The sequence below is a fragment of the Pseudomonas sp. SJZ080 genome (genome assembly GCF_007828295.1).
Taxonomy (GTDB): Bacteria; Pseudomonadota; Gammaproteobacteria; order Pseudomonadales; family Pseudomonadaceae; genus Aquipseudomonas; species Aquipseudomonas migulae_A.
Genome location: NZ_VIUK01000007.1, coordinates 81,590 through 100,032, shown reverse-complemented (window position 1 = coordinate 100,032; position 18,443 = coordinate 81,590). Strand labels below are relative to the sequence as shown.

Genomic DNA, 18,443 nt, shown 5'->3' with positions numbered 1-18,443 from the left:
TCATGACTCATTCCATCGCATTCAATTTCGAAGACGGCGTCACCCGGTTCATCGACGCCAACGTAGGCGAAACCGTGGCCGATGCCGCGTACCGCCAGGGCATCAACATTCCGCTGGATTGCCGCGACGGCGCCTGCGGCACGTGCAAGTGTTTCGCCGAGGCCGGTCGCTACGACCTGGGCGAGGAATACATCGAAGACGCCCTCACGGCGGACGAAGCCGAGCAAGGTTTTGTCCTGACCTGCCAGATGCGCGCCCAGAGCGATTGCGTGGTGCGGGTACCGGTTTCCTCGGACGTCTGCCGCACGCAACAGGCCAGTTTTGAGGCGACCATCAGCGCCGTGCGCCAGTTGTCCGACAGCACCATCGCGTTGTCGATCAAAGGTGAGGCGCTGAGCAAACTGGCGTTCCTGCCAGGGCAATACGTGAACCTCGGGATTCCCGGCAGCGAGCAGACTCGCGCCTATTCGTTCAGCTCGTTGCAACGTGACGGCGAAGTCAGTTTCCTGATTCGTAACGTGCCTGGCGGCCTGATGAGCAGTTTCCTCACCGGCATGGCCAAGGCCGGCGACAGCATGAGCCTGGCCGGGCCGTTAGGCAGTTTCTATCTGCGCGACATCCGTCGCCCGTTGTTGCTGCTGGCCGGCGGTACAGGCCTGGCGCCGTTCACCGCGATGCTGGAAAAAATCGCCGAGCAGGGCAGTGAGCACCCGCTGCATCTGATCTACGGCGTGACCAACGATTTTGATCTGGTGGAAATGGATCGACTCGAAGCCTTCGCCGCACGCATCCCGAATTTCAGCTTCAGCGCTTGCGTCGCCAGCCCTGACAGCCAGCACCCGCTCAAGGGCTACGTGACCCAGCACATCGAGCCGAAGCATTTGAACGATGGCGATGTCGATGTCTACCTGTGCGGCCCGCCGCCGATGGTCGAGGCGGTCAGCCAATACATTCGCGAACAAGGCATCGCGCCAGTGAATTTCTACTACGAGAAGTTTGCCGCCAGCGCGGCATGAGTCGCGCACCGGGAGTGGGGATGTACACAAACACCGCTCTCGACACAGATCCAATGTGGGAGCGGGCTTGCTCGCGAAGGCGTCGTGTCAGTCAACATCCCTGTCGCCTGACTCGACGCCTTCGCGAGCAAGCCCGCTCCTGCAGTTGACCGGCATCCGTCGTCACGAGGTACACATGAACAGATTTCACGAAAAAGTCGCGCTGATCACCGGCGCTGCCCAAGGTATCGGCCGGCGCGTCGCTGAACGCATGGCGGCGGAGGGCGCGCGGTTGATTCTGGTCGATCGCTCCGAGTTGGTGTTCGAAGTGCAACAACAATTGGGTCTGCACAGCCAGGTGCTCGCACTGACCGCCGATCTCGAGCAGTACGCCGAATGCAGCCGCGTGATGCAAACCGCCGTCGAGCGTTTCGGGCGGCTCGACATCCTCATCAATAATGTCGGCGGGACGATCTGGGCCAAGCCTTTCGAGCATTACGAAGCACAGCAGATAGAGGCCGAGGTTCGTCGTTCGCTGTTTCCGACACTTTGGTGCTGCCACGCCGCATTGCCATACATGCTGGAACAGGGCAGTGGCGCCATCGTCAACGTGTCGTCCATCGCCACCCGCAGCATCAACCGCGTGCCGTACGGTGCGGCGAAGGGCGGGGTAAATGCGCTGACCGCTTGCCTGGCGTTCGAAACTGCCGGTCGTGGGGTTCGGGTCAATGCAACGGCACCCGGTGGCACCGAAGCGCCGCCACGGGTGATTCCGCGCAACAGCGCCGAACAAAGCGCTGAGGAAAAGGTGTGGTATCAGCAAATCGTTGACCAGACGCTCGACAGCAGTCTGATGAAACGCTACGGCACGCTGGATGAACAGGCCGGCGCTATTCTGTTTCTGGCCAGCGACGAAGCGTCCTACATCACGGGCATGATCATGCCGGTGGGCGGTGGTGACCAGGGCTGAAAAATACAGAGAACTACAGGCGACGCTGAAACGCCCTGACGATTCTCAGCGTGGCGTCGCTTGTGTTCAGGTTGTGTACCGCGTCCATTGGAAACCACATGCAATCGAAGATTTCATTTTGCGGGCGTGCCTCATTCGAGTTCAGCACCGATGCCTCGTAAACCTGGTGCCGGATGTCGCCCGAGTCCAACTCCATCAAGTAGAGCAAGTCGTCGGCTCCCAGCCCGGTCTCTTCCCACAGTTCGCGCATGGCCGCGGCGGCGACGGTTTCTCCGCGCTCGACTTTTCCGCCGGGCAGTGTCCAGCGGCCCCTTGGCTTGCGCACCAGGAGAATGTGCCGGTCCTGCTCACAAATGACGGTTGCACGTACTTTCATGTGTTACCTGACTGCCTGCTGTCATATTTTGGTAATAAAAATGCAATATTCGGGCCGCCCCCGGTTTAGACGGCCTCTGGCAGGTTGGAGGCGTCTCGGGGGCTGAAAGTGCAACCGAATGTCGGAATCCTGTCGCGACGTCTGGTCGGCATCTCCGCGAGGGGTGGGTGTAAGGTAGGCAAGTCAGTTCTGAAATCAGTACCGAGATGGAGGTAACTTATGAGCGTTCCGATGCTGAATAAGATGCACATGAACGGTTATGACGTACTCAGCGTAAACAACGGCCCCTGGCGGGTATGCACACAAGGCGACCGGTTGGCAGCCTTTGCCAGCAGGGAAGAGGCACTGGCCTTTGCGGCGTCTCTTCCCGGTTACAAGGCGCGGGCGAAAAAACCGGTCGATAGCCGCAAAGCCGACAAATAAATTGTCGGCTTCCTGCCCCGGTTTGCCGTAATGCTGTTCACTCAAGAGAGTCTTGAATCAGAGAAACCCGTGGCGAGGGGACTTATCCCGTTCGGCTGCGAAGCAGTCGCAAATCCAGACAATTCAGTCTGTTTGGTCAGACGCAGGGGCCGCTTCGCGACTCAACGGGGCGGTGCGACGTTTTGCTGAATCCCCTCGCCACAAATGGGTGCCTGCATTTAAATGAACAGCATGACCGGTTTGCCGGGGCTTTTCATACCTTGCCGCCGGACTAATAACCGCCGCCGCCACCCGTCCCGCCCGTATGGGAAGGCTCCCTGGCTTTTTGCTGTGCATGGCTCCATTCCGCGCAGGTCATGAAGCTTTTGTGATCGACCTTGCCCTTGCCATCGAAACTCACGTTATACGACTGCTGCTGGCCGGCTTTCACCAATTTGTAGTCAAAGCAGGTGCCGGGCACGACCGTGCGATCGCTGATCGATTGAGGCTGCCCGCCAATCTGCTGGACCTGCTCCTTGCTCATGCCGGTTTCGACCTTGGCGACCAGCGGCTGGTCACGGTAGACGCGTGATTCGGTGCTGCAGCCACCCAGCGCTGCCAGTACGACAACCAGCACGCATAGAGGCTTGTTCATGGAAGCGCTCCGGTCAGTGCGTCTTGTTTCGTGTGATGGCCTTGGCTTTCACTTCCTCGGCATAACCCTTCAGTCGATCTTCATCGCCCTGAAACAACTCGCACAGCTTCAGGGTCGCTTGTGCGTCCACATCATTTCCGGCCAGGCGCAGTTGCTCCGCGATACGCAACAGCTCTACCGCCGACCACCTCAAATCCGACGCTACGCTTTGCAAGTCGCGCCGAAGTTCGTTTTCAGATTCGTTAAGCCACATGGCGACCTCCTGAACATCTCTGCTACGAAATTTTAGTCCCGATTCGTGGATCAGGGCGTTTTGTTCGTCTGAACAGTCCATACAGCCTTTGGTCGGGAAGTTGAACGGGAATGGACAGATCTGGTGTCGTACTCAAGTGGTCAACTTTTGCTAGGGCGAGGCAACTTCGAAATGACGGCAACTGATGATTTTAGATTTCACGCGCATGAACTGATTGTCGATCTGGACGCGGCGACCACGGAAATGATGAATCTGATTTCAGCGCATCAACTGAGCGGCCCGGAATGGGAGCGGGTGAACCAGTGGCAGCACGAGGCGTACGAACGGTGGATGACCTATTTGAACACCAGGTCCCCCAAGGATGAAAACGCCCCACAGTGAGTGCTGTTTACTGAACGGCGCGCTACATTGCCTTTTTTCGGAAAAAGGAAGCGTCATGCGGACGTTGATGGCAGGAGTGGTGGTGGCATTACTGGCGGGTTGCTCATTGCCGGCTTCTGTGGTGCCGGGTGAGCCGAATGTCAGCAAATACAGCGAAAAAACACCGAAGGAGTATGCCGCCTGCGTGCTGCCGGCGTGGCAGAAGGAAATTCCCGCGTCAGCTCAAACGGGGATCTCCAATGGCTACCGGATCACGGCGCCCAGCATCATCACGGCTGACGAAATTGTCGATATCGTGAAATCCAGGGATGGCAGCCGCGTATCGCTTTATCAGGGGCCGCCCTGGGCCAAGTCCGGCGCGTTGCGCGAGGCTGTTCGCGACTGTCTTTGAGGCTTAGCCGGAAATCTCGGTGACCGGGATAGTCTGGTCGTCAGATGTCTGGGCACTGCTTTTCTTTTCCCGGCGATCATTGATCCAGTTGTCTACCTGCGCACCGAATTCAGCCGGCGCCTTTCGTCCCACTCTCCTGGCGAGATCAAGAATGGTCTGTTGGGCGAGGGCGTCCTCCATGCGTTTTTGCGCAGTCATCATGACGGCATGCACCGAGCAGGGACCTGATATCGCCCAAGCAGGTGCTCCACCTTCGAACAGGGCGCAACGCCCGCGAATTTCGCGACAATCGAAAATCAGCTTCTGCCCATCGATGGCATTGACGATATCGAGCACGCTGATTTCGTCGGAGGGCCGCGCCAGTTTGAAACCGCCACGCACGCCTTCAGTGGCCACCACCAGTTTTGCCTTGGCCAGTTTGGTGAAGATTTTCGCCAGATAGTCCTGCGGCACGCCTTGCAGCTCCGCCAGTTCGCGCACGCTCGCCTCACGGGTATCGCCGCAATTGCCTACCAGAAAAAGCAGGCAGTGAATGCCGTACTCAACGCCCGCGCTATAAAGAGACATTTTTATCTCCGACTAATGTTGTCGTAAATGTTATCAGCTGAACATTAGCCAGGCAACGAACCCTGCAGCCACCCATCTCTTCTATCACCGCCTTGCCGCAATGATTGGGGCGCGCCCCGCAATGGATCAAAGTTTTCGATAGCAGGCATCAGAAAAAACCGATTGCGCTCTAAAACTAGGATCAATATAGTCGTAGTTGTTCGGTCGGCACTGGCAAGCGCATGACCTTTGATGAATTCATTGATCGGCCTTCTCTCGGAGTTAAAAATGAAACAGAACATCCTGGTAATCGGCGCAGGTTTCGGTGGCATGTGGACAGCTTTGAGCGCTACGCGTCTGTTCGACATTCATGGTCACAACGACGTTGAAGTGACTGTTTTGGCTCCACAGGCCGAGCTGCGCGTGCGTCCGCGTTTCTATGAACCGAATGCGCACCAGCTGGCTGCGCCGATCGGTGAGCTGTTTGATGCGGTCGGCGTGAAGTTCATCAAGGGCGCTGCAGAAACCATCGACGTTGTGCAAAAACGCGTTGGCTACATCGATGCGTCGGGTGCCAAACAAGTGTGCAGCTACGACAAACTCGTTCTGGCCACCGGCAGCCGTCTCGCCATTCCGGCCACCGCAGGCGTGGCTGAACATGCGTTCGACGTTGACCAGATTGAACAGGCCGTGCGCCTGGAAAACCATCTGAAATCCCTGGCCAGCCTGCCGGAAAGCAAGGCCCGCAATACCGTCGTCGTGGCGGGTGGTGGCTTCACCGGGATTGAAACGGCGACCGAGATGACCGCGCGCCTGCATGCCATCCTGGGTGATCAGGCTGACGTCGAGGTGATCATCGTCGATCGCGGCGAGAAAATTGGCGGCTCGATGGGTGCCGAAATCGCCAGGTCGATCGAAGAGGCCAGCGTTGAAACCGGCGTGACATGGCACTTGAAGGCGTCGGTACTGTCCGTCGATGCCAATGGCGTCACCTTGAGCGACGGTCAGCGTATCGATGCGAAAACCGTGGTCTGGACCACCGGTGTGCGGGCCAGCTCGCTGACCGAGCAGATCCCGGCGGAGCGCGATCACCTTGGCCGGCTGCACGTGGACAGCCACCTGAAGGTCATCGGTCAGGAGGATATCTACGCCACCGGCGACGTTGCTTACGCCGCTTCCGACGACATCGGCAATTACGCATTGATGACCTGCCAGCACGCCATTTCCCTGGGGCGTCACGCCGGCAATAACGTTGCCGCGCACATTCTCGGCGTTGATCCGACACCGTACAGCCAGCCTAAATATGTCACCTGCCTGGATCTGGGCAGCTGGGGCGCGGTGTACACCGAGGGTTGGGACCGCCAGGTGAAACTGGTCAAACAGGAAGGCAAGAACCTGAAGACGCAGATCAACACGGTGTGGATCTACCCGCCAGCCGCTGATCGCGCCGCCGCGTTGGCTGCTGCTGATCCGATGATTCCTGTCGCCTGAGTCGCCGAGCCTTCCCTTAAAAAACCACCTGAATCCTCTGTAGGAGCGAGCTTGCTCGCGCCTACAGGGTTCTTGCTTCTGTGAAATAACATGTGTATTTTTTTCATGAAATTATAAATAGAAAATTTCATGAGGCCCGCATGTTCCAGCAATCCACCCGGCACGTCGCCAGTTACTACGCCCACACTTGCGCAGATCTTCTGGTGGAGCGTGCCGCTGTGGAGGGCGAGCAGGACACCGACGTGTTGATCGTCGGCGCCGGCTTCAGTGGCTTGCACGCAGCGTTGCGACTGGTCTTGGCCGGCAAGCGCGTGACCTTGCTGGAAGCCAGTCGGGTAGCGTGGGCGGCGTCGGGGCGCAATGGCGGTCAGGCCATTCTCGGTTGGTCGTGCGACATGCCGCCGCTGGAGGCTGCGCTGGGTTACGAACGTGCGCGGCAGTTGTGGGACGGCATGCGCTGGGCCGCGCAGGAACTGCGGGCATTGCCCGAACGCCACGGTTTCGATTGTGACTACCGGGCCGGTCACCTCTGGACGTCGGTGTTGCCGCGTCGGGTGAGTCTGCTGACCGAGTGGCAACACGAGGCCAGCCACAAGTGGGGCCACGACGGTTTACAGTTCATCCCGCGTGAGCAGTTGCCGCAATGGGTCGCCAGTGAACGCTATCAGGCCGGGCTGTTCGATCCGGAAGGCGCGCACCTCAATCCGCTGAAACTGGCGCTCGGCCTGGCCGCCGCCATCGAGCGCGCCGGCGGCAAAATTCATGAGCAAAGCAAGGCCCTGAACTATCGCGAAGAGGGTGGCCGGTACGTGGTCACCACTGAGCGCGGTCGTATTCGGGCCGATGTGCTGGTGCTGGCGTGCAACGCGTATCTGGATCGGCTTGATCCGCAGCTGTCGAGTTGTGTGTTGCCGGTCGGGACCTATCAGGTCGCCACCACGCCACTTCCACCAGCGTTGGCCACTGCGCTGCTGCCGAGCAATGCCTGCGTCACCGACAATCAATTCGTACTCGATTATTTCCGTCGTACGCCGGACAACCGGTTGCTGTTTGGCGGTGGTTGCACCTATCTGGGTGGCATGCCGAAGGACATCGCCGCGGCGACCCGACCCTTTCTGCAACGGGTATTTCCGCAGCTCAAGGATGTAGAGCTGGAATTCGCCTGGGGCGGGCACATCGATCTCACCCTCAAGCGCACGCCGGATATCGGTCGCCGCGGCGATCTCTACTGGCTTCAGGGTTACTCCGGGCACGGCGTGCTGCCTACCCTGGCCGGGGCCCGCGCCGTGTCCGATGCGATACTGGGCCGGCCGGATGAGCTTGCCTTGTATCAAGGCCTGGTCAATGGCAGTTTCCCCGGCGGCAAGTACATGGCAGCCCCGCTGGAAGCCATCGGCAAGGCCTGGTATCGCTTACGCGACAGCCTTTGAATCGCACATTTTCTGGAAGCTTTCAGATGGACAGGCAAGAAGAAATCTCGGCGTTGGCGATCCTGATCCAGGACCTGCGCAAACACAAAAAATACACGCTCAAGGAACTGGCGGACAAAATCGGTCGCTCCGTCGGTTTTCTCTCGCAAGTCGAGCGTGGACTGTCGCGCCCGACGGTGGCGGACCTGACCGCCATCAGCGAAACCCTCGGCGTACCGACCACCTATTTCTACAGCCTGCCCAAACCCATGGCCTTGCCGTGGGTGACCCGGCCGGACGAGCGCCGCACGCTGTATTACGCCGACGGCATCACCGACATCCTGGTCTCGCCGAAAATGCGCGCCTCGTTCTCGATGCTCGAAAGCCGGCTCGAGCCCGGCGCCAGCAGCGGCGACCGGCACATGAGCGACAGCTCGGAGCAGGGCGGTTACGTGCTCGAAGGGCAGCTGACACTTTGGCTGGATGACGATCAACCGGTCACCCTCGGGGCCGGGGACAGCTTTCAGCTCGCCAGCCATACCCATTGCCGCTACGGCAATCTCTCCGATCAGCTCACCCGGGTGCTCTGGGTCTACACCTGATAAAAACAACAAGGAATCACATGATGGATGCTGTCTGCTCTGATCTGGTCGCTGAAGTTCGCGGGTTTCGTCAACGCTTCCCGGATGTGCGTTACGTGGACCTGATTTCCCTGGACATCCCCGGGCATTTCTACGGCAAGCGCTACCCGATCGAGATGCTCGAAAAAGTCGCCGCGGGCAGCGCGCTCAAGCTGCCGCAGAATTGCGTGTTGCTGGGCACCCAGGGTGGACTGTTCAAAATCGGCGACTACTGTTTCAACGACGGCGACCCGGATGCGCCGCGCCGTCTGGTGCCGGGCACGCTGAAAATCGTCAACTGGGAAAAACAGCCCTTGGGGCAAATGCTGATCACCTCCAGTGGCACTGAAAAACCGATCGTCTTCGAGCCGCGGGAAGTCTTGGCGCAGGTGCTGGAGCGCCTGGGTCGCAAAGGGATTTTTCCGGTGGTGGCCTTCGAACTGGAGTTCTATCTGTTCGATCGACAGTTGCGCGACGGCTTGCCGCAATTCGCGCGGGATCCGCTGACTGAGGATGCCGATGATCAGCCGAACATGCACATCGAACGACTGTCGCGGTTTGCGCCGGTGCTCGATGAAATGGTCGAGACCGCGCGGGCGCAAGGCATCGACACCACGGTAATCACCGCCGAATTGGGCCCGGGCCAGTTCGAGATCAACTTCGGCCACCTCGATGACGGGCTGCGTGCCGCCGACTGGGCTGCCCTGTTTTGCCGCAGCACCCGCGGCGTTGCCATGAAGCACAACTACCGCGCCAGTTTCATGGCCAAACCTTACTTGCAACACCCCGGCAGCGGCATGCATGTGCATGTCAGTCTGTATGACGAGGCGGGCAACAACCTGCTGGCGGCCAACGGGCAACGACCGCTGCGCCATGCGGTGGCCGGTTGCCTGGAACTGTTGCCGCATTGCATGCCGATCTTTGCGCCGAACCACAACGCAATGCGTCGCTTGAGTGGCACCGTGAATGTCGCGACACGCGCCAGTTGGGGTTTCGAAGATCGCGACGCGTGCTTGCGGGTACCGGAGTCGGACGCGAAAAACCTGCGGATCGAACATCGTCTCGCTGGCGCCGACGCCAACCCTTACTTGGTGCTGGCGGCGATTCTGGTGGGGTTGGAACAAGGGCTGGAGGCCGGTCGTGAGCCGATCGCACCGCTCAACGAAGATCGTGGCAGTGGAATCGATTTCCCGCTGGAGATGTTGGAGGCTGTGCGTTCAATGCAAAACCATGCGCAATTGCGCGAGGGATTGGGTGCAGAGTTCGTGAATGTATATTGCGAAAACAAGCGTCAGGATCATCTGGCATTTCTGCAGGACATCAATGCCCGTGAATATCGCTGGTACTTGTAGTTGACCGCATATCGTCACTCGACCATAAAAAAAGTGTGGATATTTAAGGGCTTAGAAAGTTTAGTAACCGGATGGTGAGTCAAAATATCTTGTTACACGGTGAAATATTCCGTAATATCCGCCCCGCGTTCACCACCACGGTTTATGCATTTTTAAATCCCGGGCGTCCATCAGCTGCCCGGGATTTTTTTTGCCTGAAATAAGCTGGGATTGAAAAATCGCTAAGTCAGTTAGAACGATTATTTCTTTCGGTTATTTAAATAGATCCTCTCTGCATATCCATCACGGCGAAAACGGCGTTGTGGTTTTCGTTATGTCTGCAATCAAATCCAGACAGTCGTCACAGCAGAAAAGCACGCTCTGTCCACCTCGCTAAAGCGGCTCCAGCATCAGATTCCGCTGTTCGATGGTCATCTTGTCGCCCCTGACCCAATCCTTAGAATCGGCGCCATCAGCTTCGTCCAACTATTCAATCCTTCAGGGAGCAACGCCATGATGAACGCCATGCAGATGCAAATGCCGATGAACGCCAACATGCCAATGATGGGCATGCCGATGATGATGGCGACCATGACCTGCGAAATGATGGACGACGGCATGATGTGCAAGATGATGCCCGCCGCCGGCATGGACATGGCCATGTTCAAGAACAGCGCTGAAATGATGCAGATGATGATGAACTGCGGCATGCCGATGATGATGCATTGCGGCAACATGAGCATGATGTGCATGTCCCAGGCAGCCATGGCCATGCCGATGATGAACATGATGATGCCAATGCCGATGATGGGCATGCCGATGCCGTCGATGAAGTGCGTGATGGAATGCACCATGATGGCCGACTGCATGATGTGCAAAATCATGCCGATGGCCGGCATGAACGTGGACATGATGAAAAACTGCTGCGCCCTGATGATGAAAATGATGAACGATTGCAGCATGCCGATGATGATGAGCTGCAACGGCATGCCGTTGATGTGCTGCACCTGCTGATTTCTGACAGCGCAAAAAAAGCCCCCGCGGTCATTTGGCCTCGGGGGCTTTTTTATCGGCTTAAACGCAGATCAAAATGTGGGGGCGGACTTGCTCGCGAATACGGTTTTACATTCAGCATTGATGTTGGCTGACACGCGCCTTCGCGAGCAAGCCCGCTCCCTCATCAGGTTGTCGTTCAGTCCAGGCGCTCCGGGTAAGTCACCACCAGATACGCCACTGCTTCACTGTCCGCCGGGTTGCGATAGCGGTGGGGCTGGTCGGCGTAAAACAGAATCGAATCGCCCGTTGAAAGCAGGTAACGCTCATCGTTGACGCTGATTTCCAGCACGCCCTGTGACACCACCAGATTCTCCTGCACACCAGGACCGTGACCCTCGGATACGTCCTCACCCAACGGACTCAAGCGCAGTTCGTAAAACTCCGATTGGCGCGCCACGTCAAATGGAAACAGCGCCCGGCTGACGAAAGCACCGCTGGCACTGACCAGGCGTTTGCTCTGGCTCGCCGACAACACCGCCACACCTTCGAACGCCCGATGTTCCAGAAACGCGGCCACCGACACCTTCAATCCTTTGGCAATTTTGCACAGCACTTTGATCGACGGCACGCTGCGCCCGGACTCGATCTGCGCCAGCATCGCCCGACTCACACCGCATTGCCGCGCCAGGGCGTCGAGGGACAGATGACGCTTGCCCCGCAAACGCTGAAGGTTTTGCGCGACCCGCTCGCAGATCGGATCCTCCTCCAGCGACTCCAGAGCATTCAGGTCCAGCACGGGGTCGTCGGCGCTCGCCAGAAAGCGCGAGGGTTCACGGCTGTTCACGCCTGACGGGTTCCTGTGGAATCAGCAGGCTGCACCCAGTGAAAGGCCTGTAAACCGGCGTTCCGAGCGTACATCTCCCACATGGCCCGGGCCCGTTGCTGAGCCTGTTTGCGTTTGTGGTGGCTGACGAAATCGATAACGTTGGCAGTCGGATTCATAGGGCACTTCACTGTCGTGATGAATGACGGGATGGCTTGAGACTACGTGGATATTTTTATAACGATAAATACTGATTTTGTATTTATTAATGCATTTTGGTTATTTTGATTTCTTCGTCAAAAAGCATGGCGACAGGCGAGTGGATTCGGCTGCCCGTGCAGGGATCAGAGAAAAGCAGAAGCGACGCAAAGGTTTAAGCTAATTCTAAAAAGATATTTATATGTAATTTTTAAGATCGTTTAGCTTTAACACTCAGCGGAGCGCTGCACATGGGTGTCGCGCTTTTTTTTGCGTAAGGCTCACTCACAGCGAGATCTTCATGGCGATTCCCCACAAGCGTTCAGCGTTGACCTTATTGGCAGCCTCGGTAGCAGCCGTCAGTGCGTTACTCAGTCCCGGTGCGCAGGCTGAAGGCAAGATCAGCATTGCCCAGCAATTCGGTATCGGTTACCTGATTCTGGATGTGGTTCGCGACCAGCAACTCATCGAGAAACACGGCAAAGAACAGGGCCTGGACATCAAGGTCGACTGGAACAGCATCTCCGGCGCCACTGCGATGAATGAAGCGCTGTTGGCCGGCGCGCTGGATGTGGTCTCGGCAGGCGTGCCGCCGATGCTGACTATCTGGGATCGAACCAAGGGCAAGCAGAACGTCAAGGCCATCGCCTCGCTGGGTTCGATGCCCAACTACCTGCTGACCAACAATCCGAACGTGAAGAGCCTGAAGGATTTCACCGAGAAGGATCGCATTGCCGTGCCGGCGGCCGGGGTAGGATTCCAGTCGCGCACCTTGCAGATCGAAACGGCCAGGCAGTTTGGCAACGAGCACTACAAGAAATTCGACGACATCTCGATCAGCCTGGCCCACCCGGATGCGACGGCCGCGCTGATTGCCGGTGGTTCTGAAATCAACTCGCACTTTTCCAGCCCGCCTTTCCAGTACCAGGAACTGCAGAATCCCAATGTGCACAAGGTGCTGAGTTCCTATGACGTGTTGGGTGGCCAGGCGACATTCAACGTGCTGTACACCACGGAAAAATTCCACGACGAAAACCCGAAGACCTACAAGGCGTTTTACGACGCCCTCGCCGAAGCCGAAAAAATCATCAAGGCCGACAAGTCTGCAGCCGCCCAGACCTACATCCGCGTCGAGCAATCGAAATTGTCCCTGCCGCTGGTTGAGCAAATCGTCAACGACCCCGAAATCAACTTCACGGTGGTGCCGCAGCGCACGGCGGTCTACGCCGAAAAACTGCAGGAACTGGGGGTACTGAAAAACAAGGCGGCCACCTGGAAGGACTACTTCTTCGAAGAAGCGCACGGTGGTGCGGGTAGCTGAGTAACCCCTGTAGGAGCGAGCTTGCTCTTGATGGTGTATCAGTCACATCGGGGGGCTGACACACCATCGTCGGAACGCCGCCGGGAGCAAGCTCGGCTCCCGCAGGGTGGGTGTTAAACATTGGGATGGCCGTTTGCCACGCGTCTGGTTATGCTCGCAACGTTTTGAATGTGCCAATCATTAACAACCACAGTGATGTCATGAGCCAAATAGAGACGCGTGCGACTGCCCTGGCGCTGTATCCGGAAGATTCCCGCGAGGCTGCGGCGCTGCTCAAACAAGCCATTCCGCTGATGGTTCGTCACAACATCCCGCCCAATCCGGTGCATTACGCGCTCTGGTACACCTACAGCAAAGGCCTGGACCCCGAGCTCAACCGTCAGCTGGACCGGGTGGTCAAGGACTTTGATTATTTCCCGCCAGAGTCCGCCACCCGGTTGTTTCGCGACTACATCATTCGCGACGAGCTGGCGGAGGCCCGCGCCGGGCAGCAACAGGCAATCAATCTGGTGGATGACATGCAGCGCGACGTTTCGCGCAGCGTCGAGGGCAATCTCAACTTTCAAAGCAGTCTGGGACGTTGCCTGGAGATGCTCGAGTTGCCTGCCAGCGAGCGTTTGCCGGATATTTTGAGCGAGCTGCAACAGAGCACCCAGCTCATGCAGAATCAGCAGGAACGCTTTCTCTCCCAGCTGCACTCGGCCCAGAACGAGATCAAAAGCCTGCGCAGCAAACTTGAACGCGCACAACTGGCGGCGACGCTCGATGGTCTCACCGAGCTGCTCAACCGCAGCGCCTTCACCCGTTTGCTGGAGCAGGCGCTGAGCAATACCGACCAAGGCGTGGCGCTGGTCATGCTGGATATCGATCACTTCAAGCAATTCAATGACCAATACGGCCACCCGTTGGGTGATCGTGTCCTGCAACATGTCGGGCAAGTACTGCGCAGTTCGCTGCCACCCCACGCCACGGCGGCGCGTTACGGTGGCGAGGAGTTCTGCGTCATTCTGGAACACTGCGCCGACCTGGCGAGTGCCGGGGTTTTTGCCGAGCAATTGCGGGTGAAAATCCAGTCATTGCGGATCAAGGCACGTGTCGACGGCAAAGTACTCGATACGATCACGGCGTCCTTTGGTGTGGCCTTCGCGCAATCCGGTGAGAGCCTGGACAGCCTGGTGACCCGGGCCGATGACGCGCTCTACCAGGCCAAGCGCAATGGGCGTAACCGGGTGCATCGCTAAACGCTAAAACGCATTGCTAGCCGGCTCCTACAAATTCGGGTGCGCCGCAAAACCCTTGTAGGAGCCGGCTTGCTGGCGATGGGCCCCCTGCATCAACGCCAGAATCCGTTCCCTTACTGTTCAGCAGTATCTTCCAAATCGACATTGCCAAACCCAGGCAGTAGCGCGGAATCGGTCTCGCCACGGACACGCCAGTCGCTCAGCGTTTTAGCATAGATGCCGGCCGCCAGCAGGCGCTCGACCAGCGCTCGGTCGGACTATGGTTCCGTCAATCGCAGGATCAGGTGCATGCCACCGGGCTGGGGATCGATACGAATGCGATCGCCGCGATCAAGGCATTTTGCTGGCCCCGAAGCCCGAAAGTTACAGACAGAATCACTTCAATTTCAGGTGGTTAGGGCTGGCTTTAAATGCGCAATGTATGGATCGCACTGATTTCGTTGGGCCTGGCAGGTGTCGCCGTGTCGGCCCAGTCCAAAGAGCTTCAAAACAATGACCGGTATATGTGCAGCTGGGGCGCGGGCACGGCAGCAAGAGCCCAGGAACTCAAACTGGCGGGCGTTTCGCTGTACGCCGCTCGCCAGAAATTACAGACCTACAAGTTCAGCAAGCCGTGGATGCGCATGACGGCGATGGGTATTACCGAGCAAACCTACGACAGCCCGTCGCGGATCAAACCCGCGGCACTGCGGCAGAGCTTCTATGAAGATTGCGTGCGCTTTAAGTTGGCGCGCAAATGATCGAGTGAGTTACAGCCCGTCTTCCATCAGCTTCAGGTATTGGGGACTGTCGGAGATCGAATTGTGTCCCACGCCCGGAATCACTTTCAGAGTGGCCACACCTTTGGCGAAATGTTCGTAGAGTTGTTCAGTGCTTGAGCGTGGGATGACTTCGTCCTGTTCGGCCGCCAGCAGCAGCGTCGGTATCGTGATATGCGCGGCGTATTTCCACGATTCGAACTTGTCCTGCAGCAGCCATTTCACCGGGAAAATCGGGTATTGGCGGACGGCGAGATCCTCAAGGCTGTTGTAGGGCGTGATCAGGATCAGCCGCGCGGCCGGGCGCTGGCTGGCGAGGCGCACGGCGACACCGGAACCGAGGCTGCGGCCCACCACTGCAATGTGCGGGTGGGTGTCGTAGACCTTGTCGAACAAGGTCATGGCATCGCGTGAAATCGCCTCTTCGGAAGGTGAGCCGGTGCTGCCGCCAAAACCCCGGTAGTGCAGCAAGTAGAGGGCGTGGTCGGGGAACGCCTGGGAGAATTCCGGCAGGTTTCGCGAAACGTCCTCGGCGTTGCCGCCAAAATAGATCAATGCATTAGGCCCGGCGTGCGGTCTGACGGTGACCTCCAGCTGTGCGTCTGCCATTGTCAGCGTGAGCAGTGTTTCGGGGGTGTTGAGCGCGGCGGGTTGCGGGAAGTAGATCAGGGCGCGCTGGAATACGAACAGCACGACGCACAGCGTCAGGTACAGCGCGGCGACGATGACGACGATATACATCAGGGTGCGGGACATTCGGTTGGCGTGAGTGGGTGGCATTGACTGCTCTGGGCTTGACGACTGCGACGGCTTGATCGCTTTCAGAGTGTAGTTGAACGACAGCGGTGTGCGCCGGCGCTGGTGTTTAATGCTGTTCACTCCAGAACGTGTTCGCGGCCTGGACTGGCGGTAGTTCGCGCAACCCCTGTAGGAGCTGGCTTGCTAGCGATGGATGCCCAGACATCGCGTTCCTTCAGACCGCACGCGTCATCGTTAACGACCATCGCTGGCAAGCCAGCTCCCACAGGGGGAATGCGCACACTTGAAGAGCCAGGTCGGCCCGAAGGCCGCCTCGCGGAGCGCGGGCATGCCGAGCCACAGCGAACCACCGAAAGAAAGGGGCAAAAGCGCTTGGTTACTTGGCGCTTTCTCCAAGTGACCCGCTGTAAGAGCGGAACCACCAGTAGCCATCGCCGAAGCAACGGATATTCACCCAACCGATCGCTGCCGCACACCAGCCCTTGCCGCCTTGTTGTATCCCAAGCCAGGACGAACTGCCGCCGACAGCTATTCTGTTGTAGCCAGCAGAAGTCTGGTGGCGCCGCTGATCGTGCCGTTTGCCGGACTGAAGGGCGGGTTATGAGTGTGGCTGGCCGCAACAGGCAAACAGCAAAGCAGTGGAAGGACGAAACCATGAGCCACACTGATGGATACACGCGTCGACAAATACTCACGCTGGCTGCCGGTGCTTCGGCGGTGCTCACTTTCGATCCGGCCTTTGCAGCCACCGCGCCGTCGAAGGCAACAGGAGGCAAGAACATGCTGACCCGCGCCATTCCTTCCAGCAACGAGCCACTGCCCATGGTCGGCGTGGGCACCTATCGCGGCTTTGATGTCGCGCCTGCCGACCCGGCCTATAAAAACCTGTCCGCCGTCCTCAGCGCGTTGTTCGAAAAGGGCGGGACGGTGATCGACAGTTCGCCCATGTATGGCCGCGCCGAGCAGACCACCGGCGAACTGCTGTCTATCCACAAGCCGCGCTCACCGGCGTTTCTGGCGACCAAGGTGTGGACCCGTGGTCGCGAAGAAGGCATCGCGCAGATGGAGCAGTCGTTCAAACTGCTGCAGACCGACCGGATCGACCTGATGCAGATTCACAACCTGCTGGACTGGAAAACCCATTTGCCCACGTTGCGCAAATGGAAGGAAGAAGGGCGCATTCGCTACATCGGCATCACCCATTACACCGCGTCGGCGTATGACGAAGTGGAAGCGGTGCTGAAAGCCGAGCCACTGGATTTCTTGCAGATCAACTATGCGCTGGACGATCGCGGCGTCGAGAAACGCATCCTGCCGCTGTGTCGCGAACGCGGCGTGGCAGTGATCTGCAACCGGCCATTCGGTGGTGGTGATTTGCTCGCCCGCTTGAAGGGCAAGCCGCTGCCAGGTTGGGCGTCGCAAGTCGGTGTCACCAGTTGGGCGCAACTGGCGCTCAAGTATTTGCTGGCACATTCGGCGGTGACTTGCGTCATCCCTGGCACCGGCAACCCGCGCTACATGGCGGAAAACGCCGGTGCGGGGTTCGGTCCGATGCTGACGGGAGCGCAGCGCGAGCAGTTGATCGATGTGGTGGGGTAGGCGGCTTCTTCGCTAGACCAGGTAACGCCGAAACCAGCCCAGCGTCCTCTCCCAGGCCAGTGTTGCCGCGGCGTCATCGTATCGAGGCGTGGAGTCGTTATGGAAACCGTGATTGGCGCCGGGATAGATATAGGCTTCATACGTTTTGCCCGCCGCTTTCAAAGCCGTCTCATAGGCGGGCCATCCTTCGTTGATGCGCGTGTCCAGTTCCCCATAATGAAGCATCAGCGGTGCCTTGATTCGAGGGACATCCTTGGCCTCTGCCTGTCGGCCATAAAATGACACGGCGGCGCCCAGCTCCGGATAGGCCACTGCTGCGGCATTGACTACGCCACCGCCGTAGCAGAAGCCGGTGATGCCGACTTTTCCGCTGCTCGCATCGTGTTTCATCAGCCACTCGATGGCGGCGAAAAAATCATTCATGAGCTTTTCAGGGTCAACGGTCGCCTGCAGCTCCCGACCTTTGTCATCGTTGCCGGGATAGCCGCCCACCGAGGTCAGTCCATCGGGGGCGAGCGCGATGAAACCGGCCTTGGCCAACCGCCGTGCGACATCCTCGATGTACGGGTTGAGCCCGCGATTTTCATGCACGACCACCACGGCCGCCACCTTGCCGGTGGCGTTGGCCGGACGCACCAGATAACCGCGAACCGACCCGTTGCCTTTGGGGGAAGGGTAGGTGACGTACTCGGCGATGATGTCCGGGTCGGTGAATTTCACCTGCTCGGCCAGCGCATAGTCGGGGCTCAGCGCGGTAAGCAAGGCACTGGCCGTCAAACCGCCGAGGGTGAACAACGCCGCGCGGTCGAGGAATTCGCGCCGGTTGATCTTGCCGTGGGCGTAGTAGTCGTAGAGCTCGAGCAGTTGCGGGGCAAAGTCTTTCGCAGTGAGACGGGTCATCGGTGCGCTTCCTCTTTGACGTTGATGG

At 58.6% G+C, this 18,443-nt stretch carries 21 protein-coding genes; 14 read left to right on the top strand and 7 right to left on the bottom strand.

Features of this window, described 5'->3' with window-relative positions:
* The first annotated feature begins 2 nt into the window (after nucleotides 1-2).
* Both benC and FBY04_RS12180 read left to right on the top strand, forming a co-directional pair.
* Nucleotides 3-1,016: a benzoate 1,2-dioxygenase electron transfer component BenC gene (gene benC / locus FBY04_RS12185; protein ID WP_084323095.1), complete on the top strand. Its 1,014-nt coding sequence runs from the start codon at nucleotides 3-5 to the stop codon at nucleotides 1,014-1,016.
* A gap of 175 nt (nucleotides 1,017-1,191) precedes the next feature.
* Nucleotides 1,192-1,965, top strand: a complete 774-nt coding sequence (locus tag FBY04_RS12180) for a 1,6-dihydroxycyclohexa-2,4-diene-1-carboxylate dehydrogenase (RefSeq protein ID WP_145315352.1) — start codon at nucleotides 1,192-1,194, stop codon at nucleotides 1,963-1,965.
* Between the two features lie 13 nt (nucleotides 1,966-1,978).
* On the opposite strand, the gene FBY04_RS12175 is transcribed toward FBY04_RS12180, so the two are convergent.
* Nucleotides 1,979-2,341: an NUDIX hydrolase gene (locus FBY04_RS12175; RefSeq protein WP_084323097.1), complete on the bottom strand. Its 363-nt coding sequence runs from the start codon at nucleotides 2,339-2,341 to the stop codon at nucleotides 1,979-1,981.
* A 219-nt stretch (nucleotides 2,342-2,560) separates the two neighbouring features.
* Here FBY04_RS12175 and FBY04_RS12170 point away from each other — a divergent pair, with 219 nt between their 5' ends.
* A complete protein-coding gene (locus tag FBY04_RS12170; RefSeq protein ID WP_084323098.1) occupies nucleotides 2,561-2,764 on the top strand; it encodes a DUF2188 domain-containing protein in 204 nt (67 codons plus the stop codon).
* 271 nt (nucleotides 2,765-3,035) lie between these two features.
* On the opposite strand, the gene osmE is transcribed toward FBY04_RS12170, so the two are convergent.
* Together osmE and FBY04_RS12160 are read right to left on the bottom strand one after the other, a co-directional pair.
* Entirely contained in the window at nucleotides 3,036-3,398 is a 363-nt protein-coding gene (osmE, locus tag FBY04_RS12165; protein ID WP_145315350.1) for an osmotically-inducible lipoprotein OsmE, read from the bottom strand.
* A 13-nt stretch (nucleotides 3,399-3,411) separates the two neighbouring features.
* Entirely contained in the window at nucleotides 3,412-3,651 is a 240-nt protein-coding gene (locus tag FBY04_RS12160; RefSeq protein ID WP_084323100.1) for a hypothetical protein, read from the bottom strand.
* Between the two features lie 171 nt (nucleotides 3,652-3,822).
* Here FBY04_RS12160 and FBY04_RS12155 point away from each other — a divergent pair, with 171 nt between their 5' ends.
* Nucleotides 3,823-4,032 carry a hypothetical protein gene (locus FBY04_RS12155; RefSeq protein WP_084323101.1) on the top strand — a complete coding sequence of 70 codons (210 nt, stop codon included), beginning with the start codon at nucleotides 3,823-3,825 and terminating at the stop codon, nucleotides 4,030-4,032.
* Nucleotides 4,033-4,087: 55 nt separating this feature from the next.
* Nucleotides 4,088-4,423 (top strand): hypothetical protein, encoded by a 336-nt coding sequence (locus FBY04_RS12150; protein ID WP_145315348.1) that lies wholly within the window; start codon nucleotides 4,088-4,090, stop codon nucleotides 4,421-4,423.
* A 3-nt stretch (nucleotides 4,424-4,426) separates the two neighbouring features.
* Here FBY04_RS12150 and FBY04_RS12145 read toward each other — a convergent pair whose 3' ends face one another.
* Entirely contained in the window at nucleotides 4,427-4,990 is a 564-nt protein-coding gene (locus FBY04_RS12145) for an Rrf2 family transcriptional regulator (protein WP_145315346.1), read from the bottom strand.
* A gap of 267 nt (nucleotides 4,991-5,257) precedes the next feature.
* Here FBY04_RS12145 and FBY04_RS12140 point away from each other — a divergent pair, with 267 nt between their 5' ends.
* The 5 genes from FBY04_RS12140 (at nucleotide 5,258) to FBY04_RS12120 (ending at nucleotide 10,834) form a co-directional block, all read left to right on the top strand.
* On the top strand, nucleotides 5,258-6,460 hold the full coding sequence (locus FBY04_RS12140; protein ID WP_084323104.1) for an NAD(P)/FAD-dependent oxidoreductase: 1,203 nt from the start codon (nucleotides 5,258-5,260) through the stop codon (nucleotides 6,458-6,460).
* A gap of 140 nt (nucleotides 6,461-6,600) precedes the next feature.
* Nucleotides 6,601-7,890 (top strand): FAD-binding oxidoreductase, encoded by a 1,290-nt coding sequence (locus FBY04_RS12135; RefSeq protein ID WP_145315345.1) that lies wholly within the window; start codon nucleotides 6,601-6,603, stop codon nucleotides 7,888-7,890.
* A 26-nt stretch (nucleotides 7,891-7,916) separates the two neighbouring features.
* Nucleotides 7,917-8,471 carry a helix-turn-helix domain-containing protein gene (locus FBY04_RS12130; RefSeq protein WP_084323106.1) on the top strand — a complete coding sequence of 185 codons (555 nt, stop codon included), beginning with the start codon at nucleotides 7,917-7,919 and terminating at the stop codon, nucleotides 8,469-8,471.
* A 23-nt stretch (nucleotides 8,472-8,494) separates the two neighbouring features.
* Nucleotides 8,495-9,841, top strand: a complete 1,347-nt coding sequence (locus FBY04_RS12125; protein WP_145315343.1) for a glutamine synthetase family protein — start codon at nucleotides 8,495-8,497, stop codon at nucleotides 9,839-9,841.
* Nucleotides 9,842-10,333: 492 nt separating this feature from the next.
* Nucleotides 10,334-10,834, top strand: coding sequence for a hypothetical protein (locus tag FBY04_RS12120; protein ID WP_178118277.1), 501 nt, complete (start codon nucleotides 10,334-10,336; stop codon nucleotides 10,832-10,834).
* 178 nt (nucleotides 10,835-11,012) lie between these two features.
* Here the strand turns inward: FBY04_RS12120 and FBY04_RS12115 are convergent, their stop codons facing one another.
* A complete protein-coding gene (locus FBY04_RS12115) occupies nucleotides 11,013-11,603 on the bottom strand; it encodes a helix-turn-helix domain-containing protein (protein ID WP_371850941.1) in 591 nt (196 codons plus the stop codon).
* A 535-nt stretch (nucleotides 11,604-12,138) separates the two neighbouring features.
* On the opposite strand from FBY04_RS12115, the gene FBY04_RS12110 reads away from it, so the two are divergent.
* The 3 genes from FBY04_RS12110 (at nucleotide 12,139) to FBY04_RS12095 (ending at nucleotide 15,139) form a co-directional block, all read left to right on the top strand.
* Nucleotides 12,139-13,158, top strand: a complete 1,020-nt coding sequence (locus FBY04_RS12110; RefSeq protein ID WP_084323110.1) for an ABC transporter substrate-binding protein — start codon at nucleotides 12,139-12,141, stop codon at nucleotides 13,156-13,158.
* A gap of 200 nt (nucleotides 13,159-13,358) precedes the next feature.
* Nucleotides 13,359-14,399: a GGDEF domain-containing protein gene (locus tag FBY04_RS12105; RefSeq protein WP_235864420.1), complete on the top strand. Its 1,041-nt coding sequence runs from the start codon at nucleotides 13,359-13,361 to the stop codon at nucleotides 14,397-14,399.
* A 410-nt stretch (nucleotides 14,400-14,809) separates the two neighbouring features.
* On the top strand, nucleotides 14,810-15,139 hold the full coding sequence (locus tag FBY04_RS12095) for a hypothetical protein (protein WP_084323112.1): 330 nt from the start codon (nucleotides 14,810-14,812) through the stop codon (nucleotides 15,137-15,139).
* 9 nt (nucleotides 15,140-15,148) lie between these two features.
* On the opposite strand, the gene FBY04_RS12090 is transcribed toward FBY04_RS12095, so the two are convergent.
* Nucleotides 15,149-15,937, bottom strand: a complete 789-nt coding sequence (locus FBY04_RS12090; RefSeq protein ID WP_145315341.1) for an alpha/beta hydrolase — start codon at nucleotides 15,935-15,937, stop codon at nucleotides 15,149-15,151.
* A 759-nt stretch (nucleotides 15,938-16,696) separates the two neighbouring features.
* On the opposite strand from FBY04_RS12090, the gene FBY04_RS12080 reads away from it, so the two are divergent.
* Nucleotides 16,697-17,515, top strand: coding sequence for an aldo/keto reductase (locus FBY04_RS12080; RefSeq protein ID WP_084323114.1), 819 nt, complete (start codon nucleotides 16,697-16,699; stop codon nucleotides 17,513-17,515).
* Between the two features lie 12 nt (nucleotides 17,516-17,527).
* Here FBY04_RS12080 and yghX read toward each other — a convergent pair whose 3' ends face one another.
* Complete coding sequence (gene yghX, locus FBY04_RS12075) at nucleotides 17,528-18,415, bottom strand: YghX family hydrolase (RefSeq protein WP_145315338.1); 888 nt, start codon at nucleotides 18,413-18,415, stop codon at nucleotides 17,528-17,530.
* Between the last annotated feature and the right edge of the window lie 28 nt (nucleotides 18,416-18,443).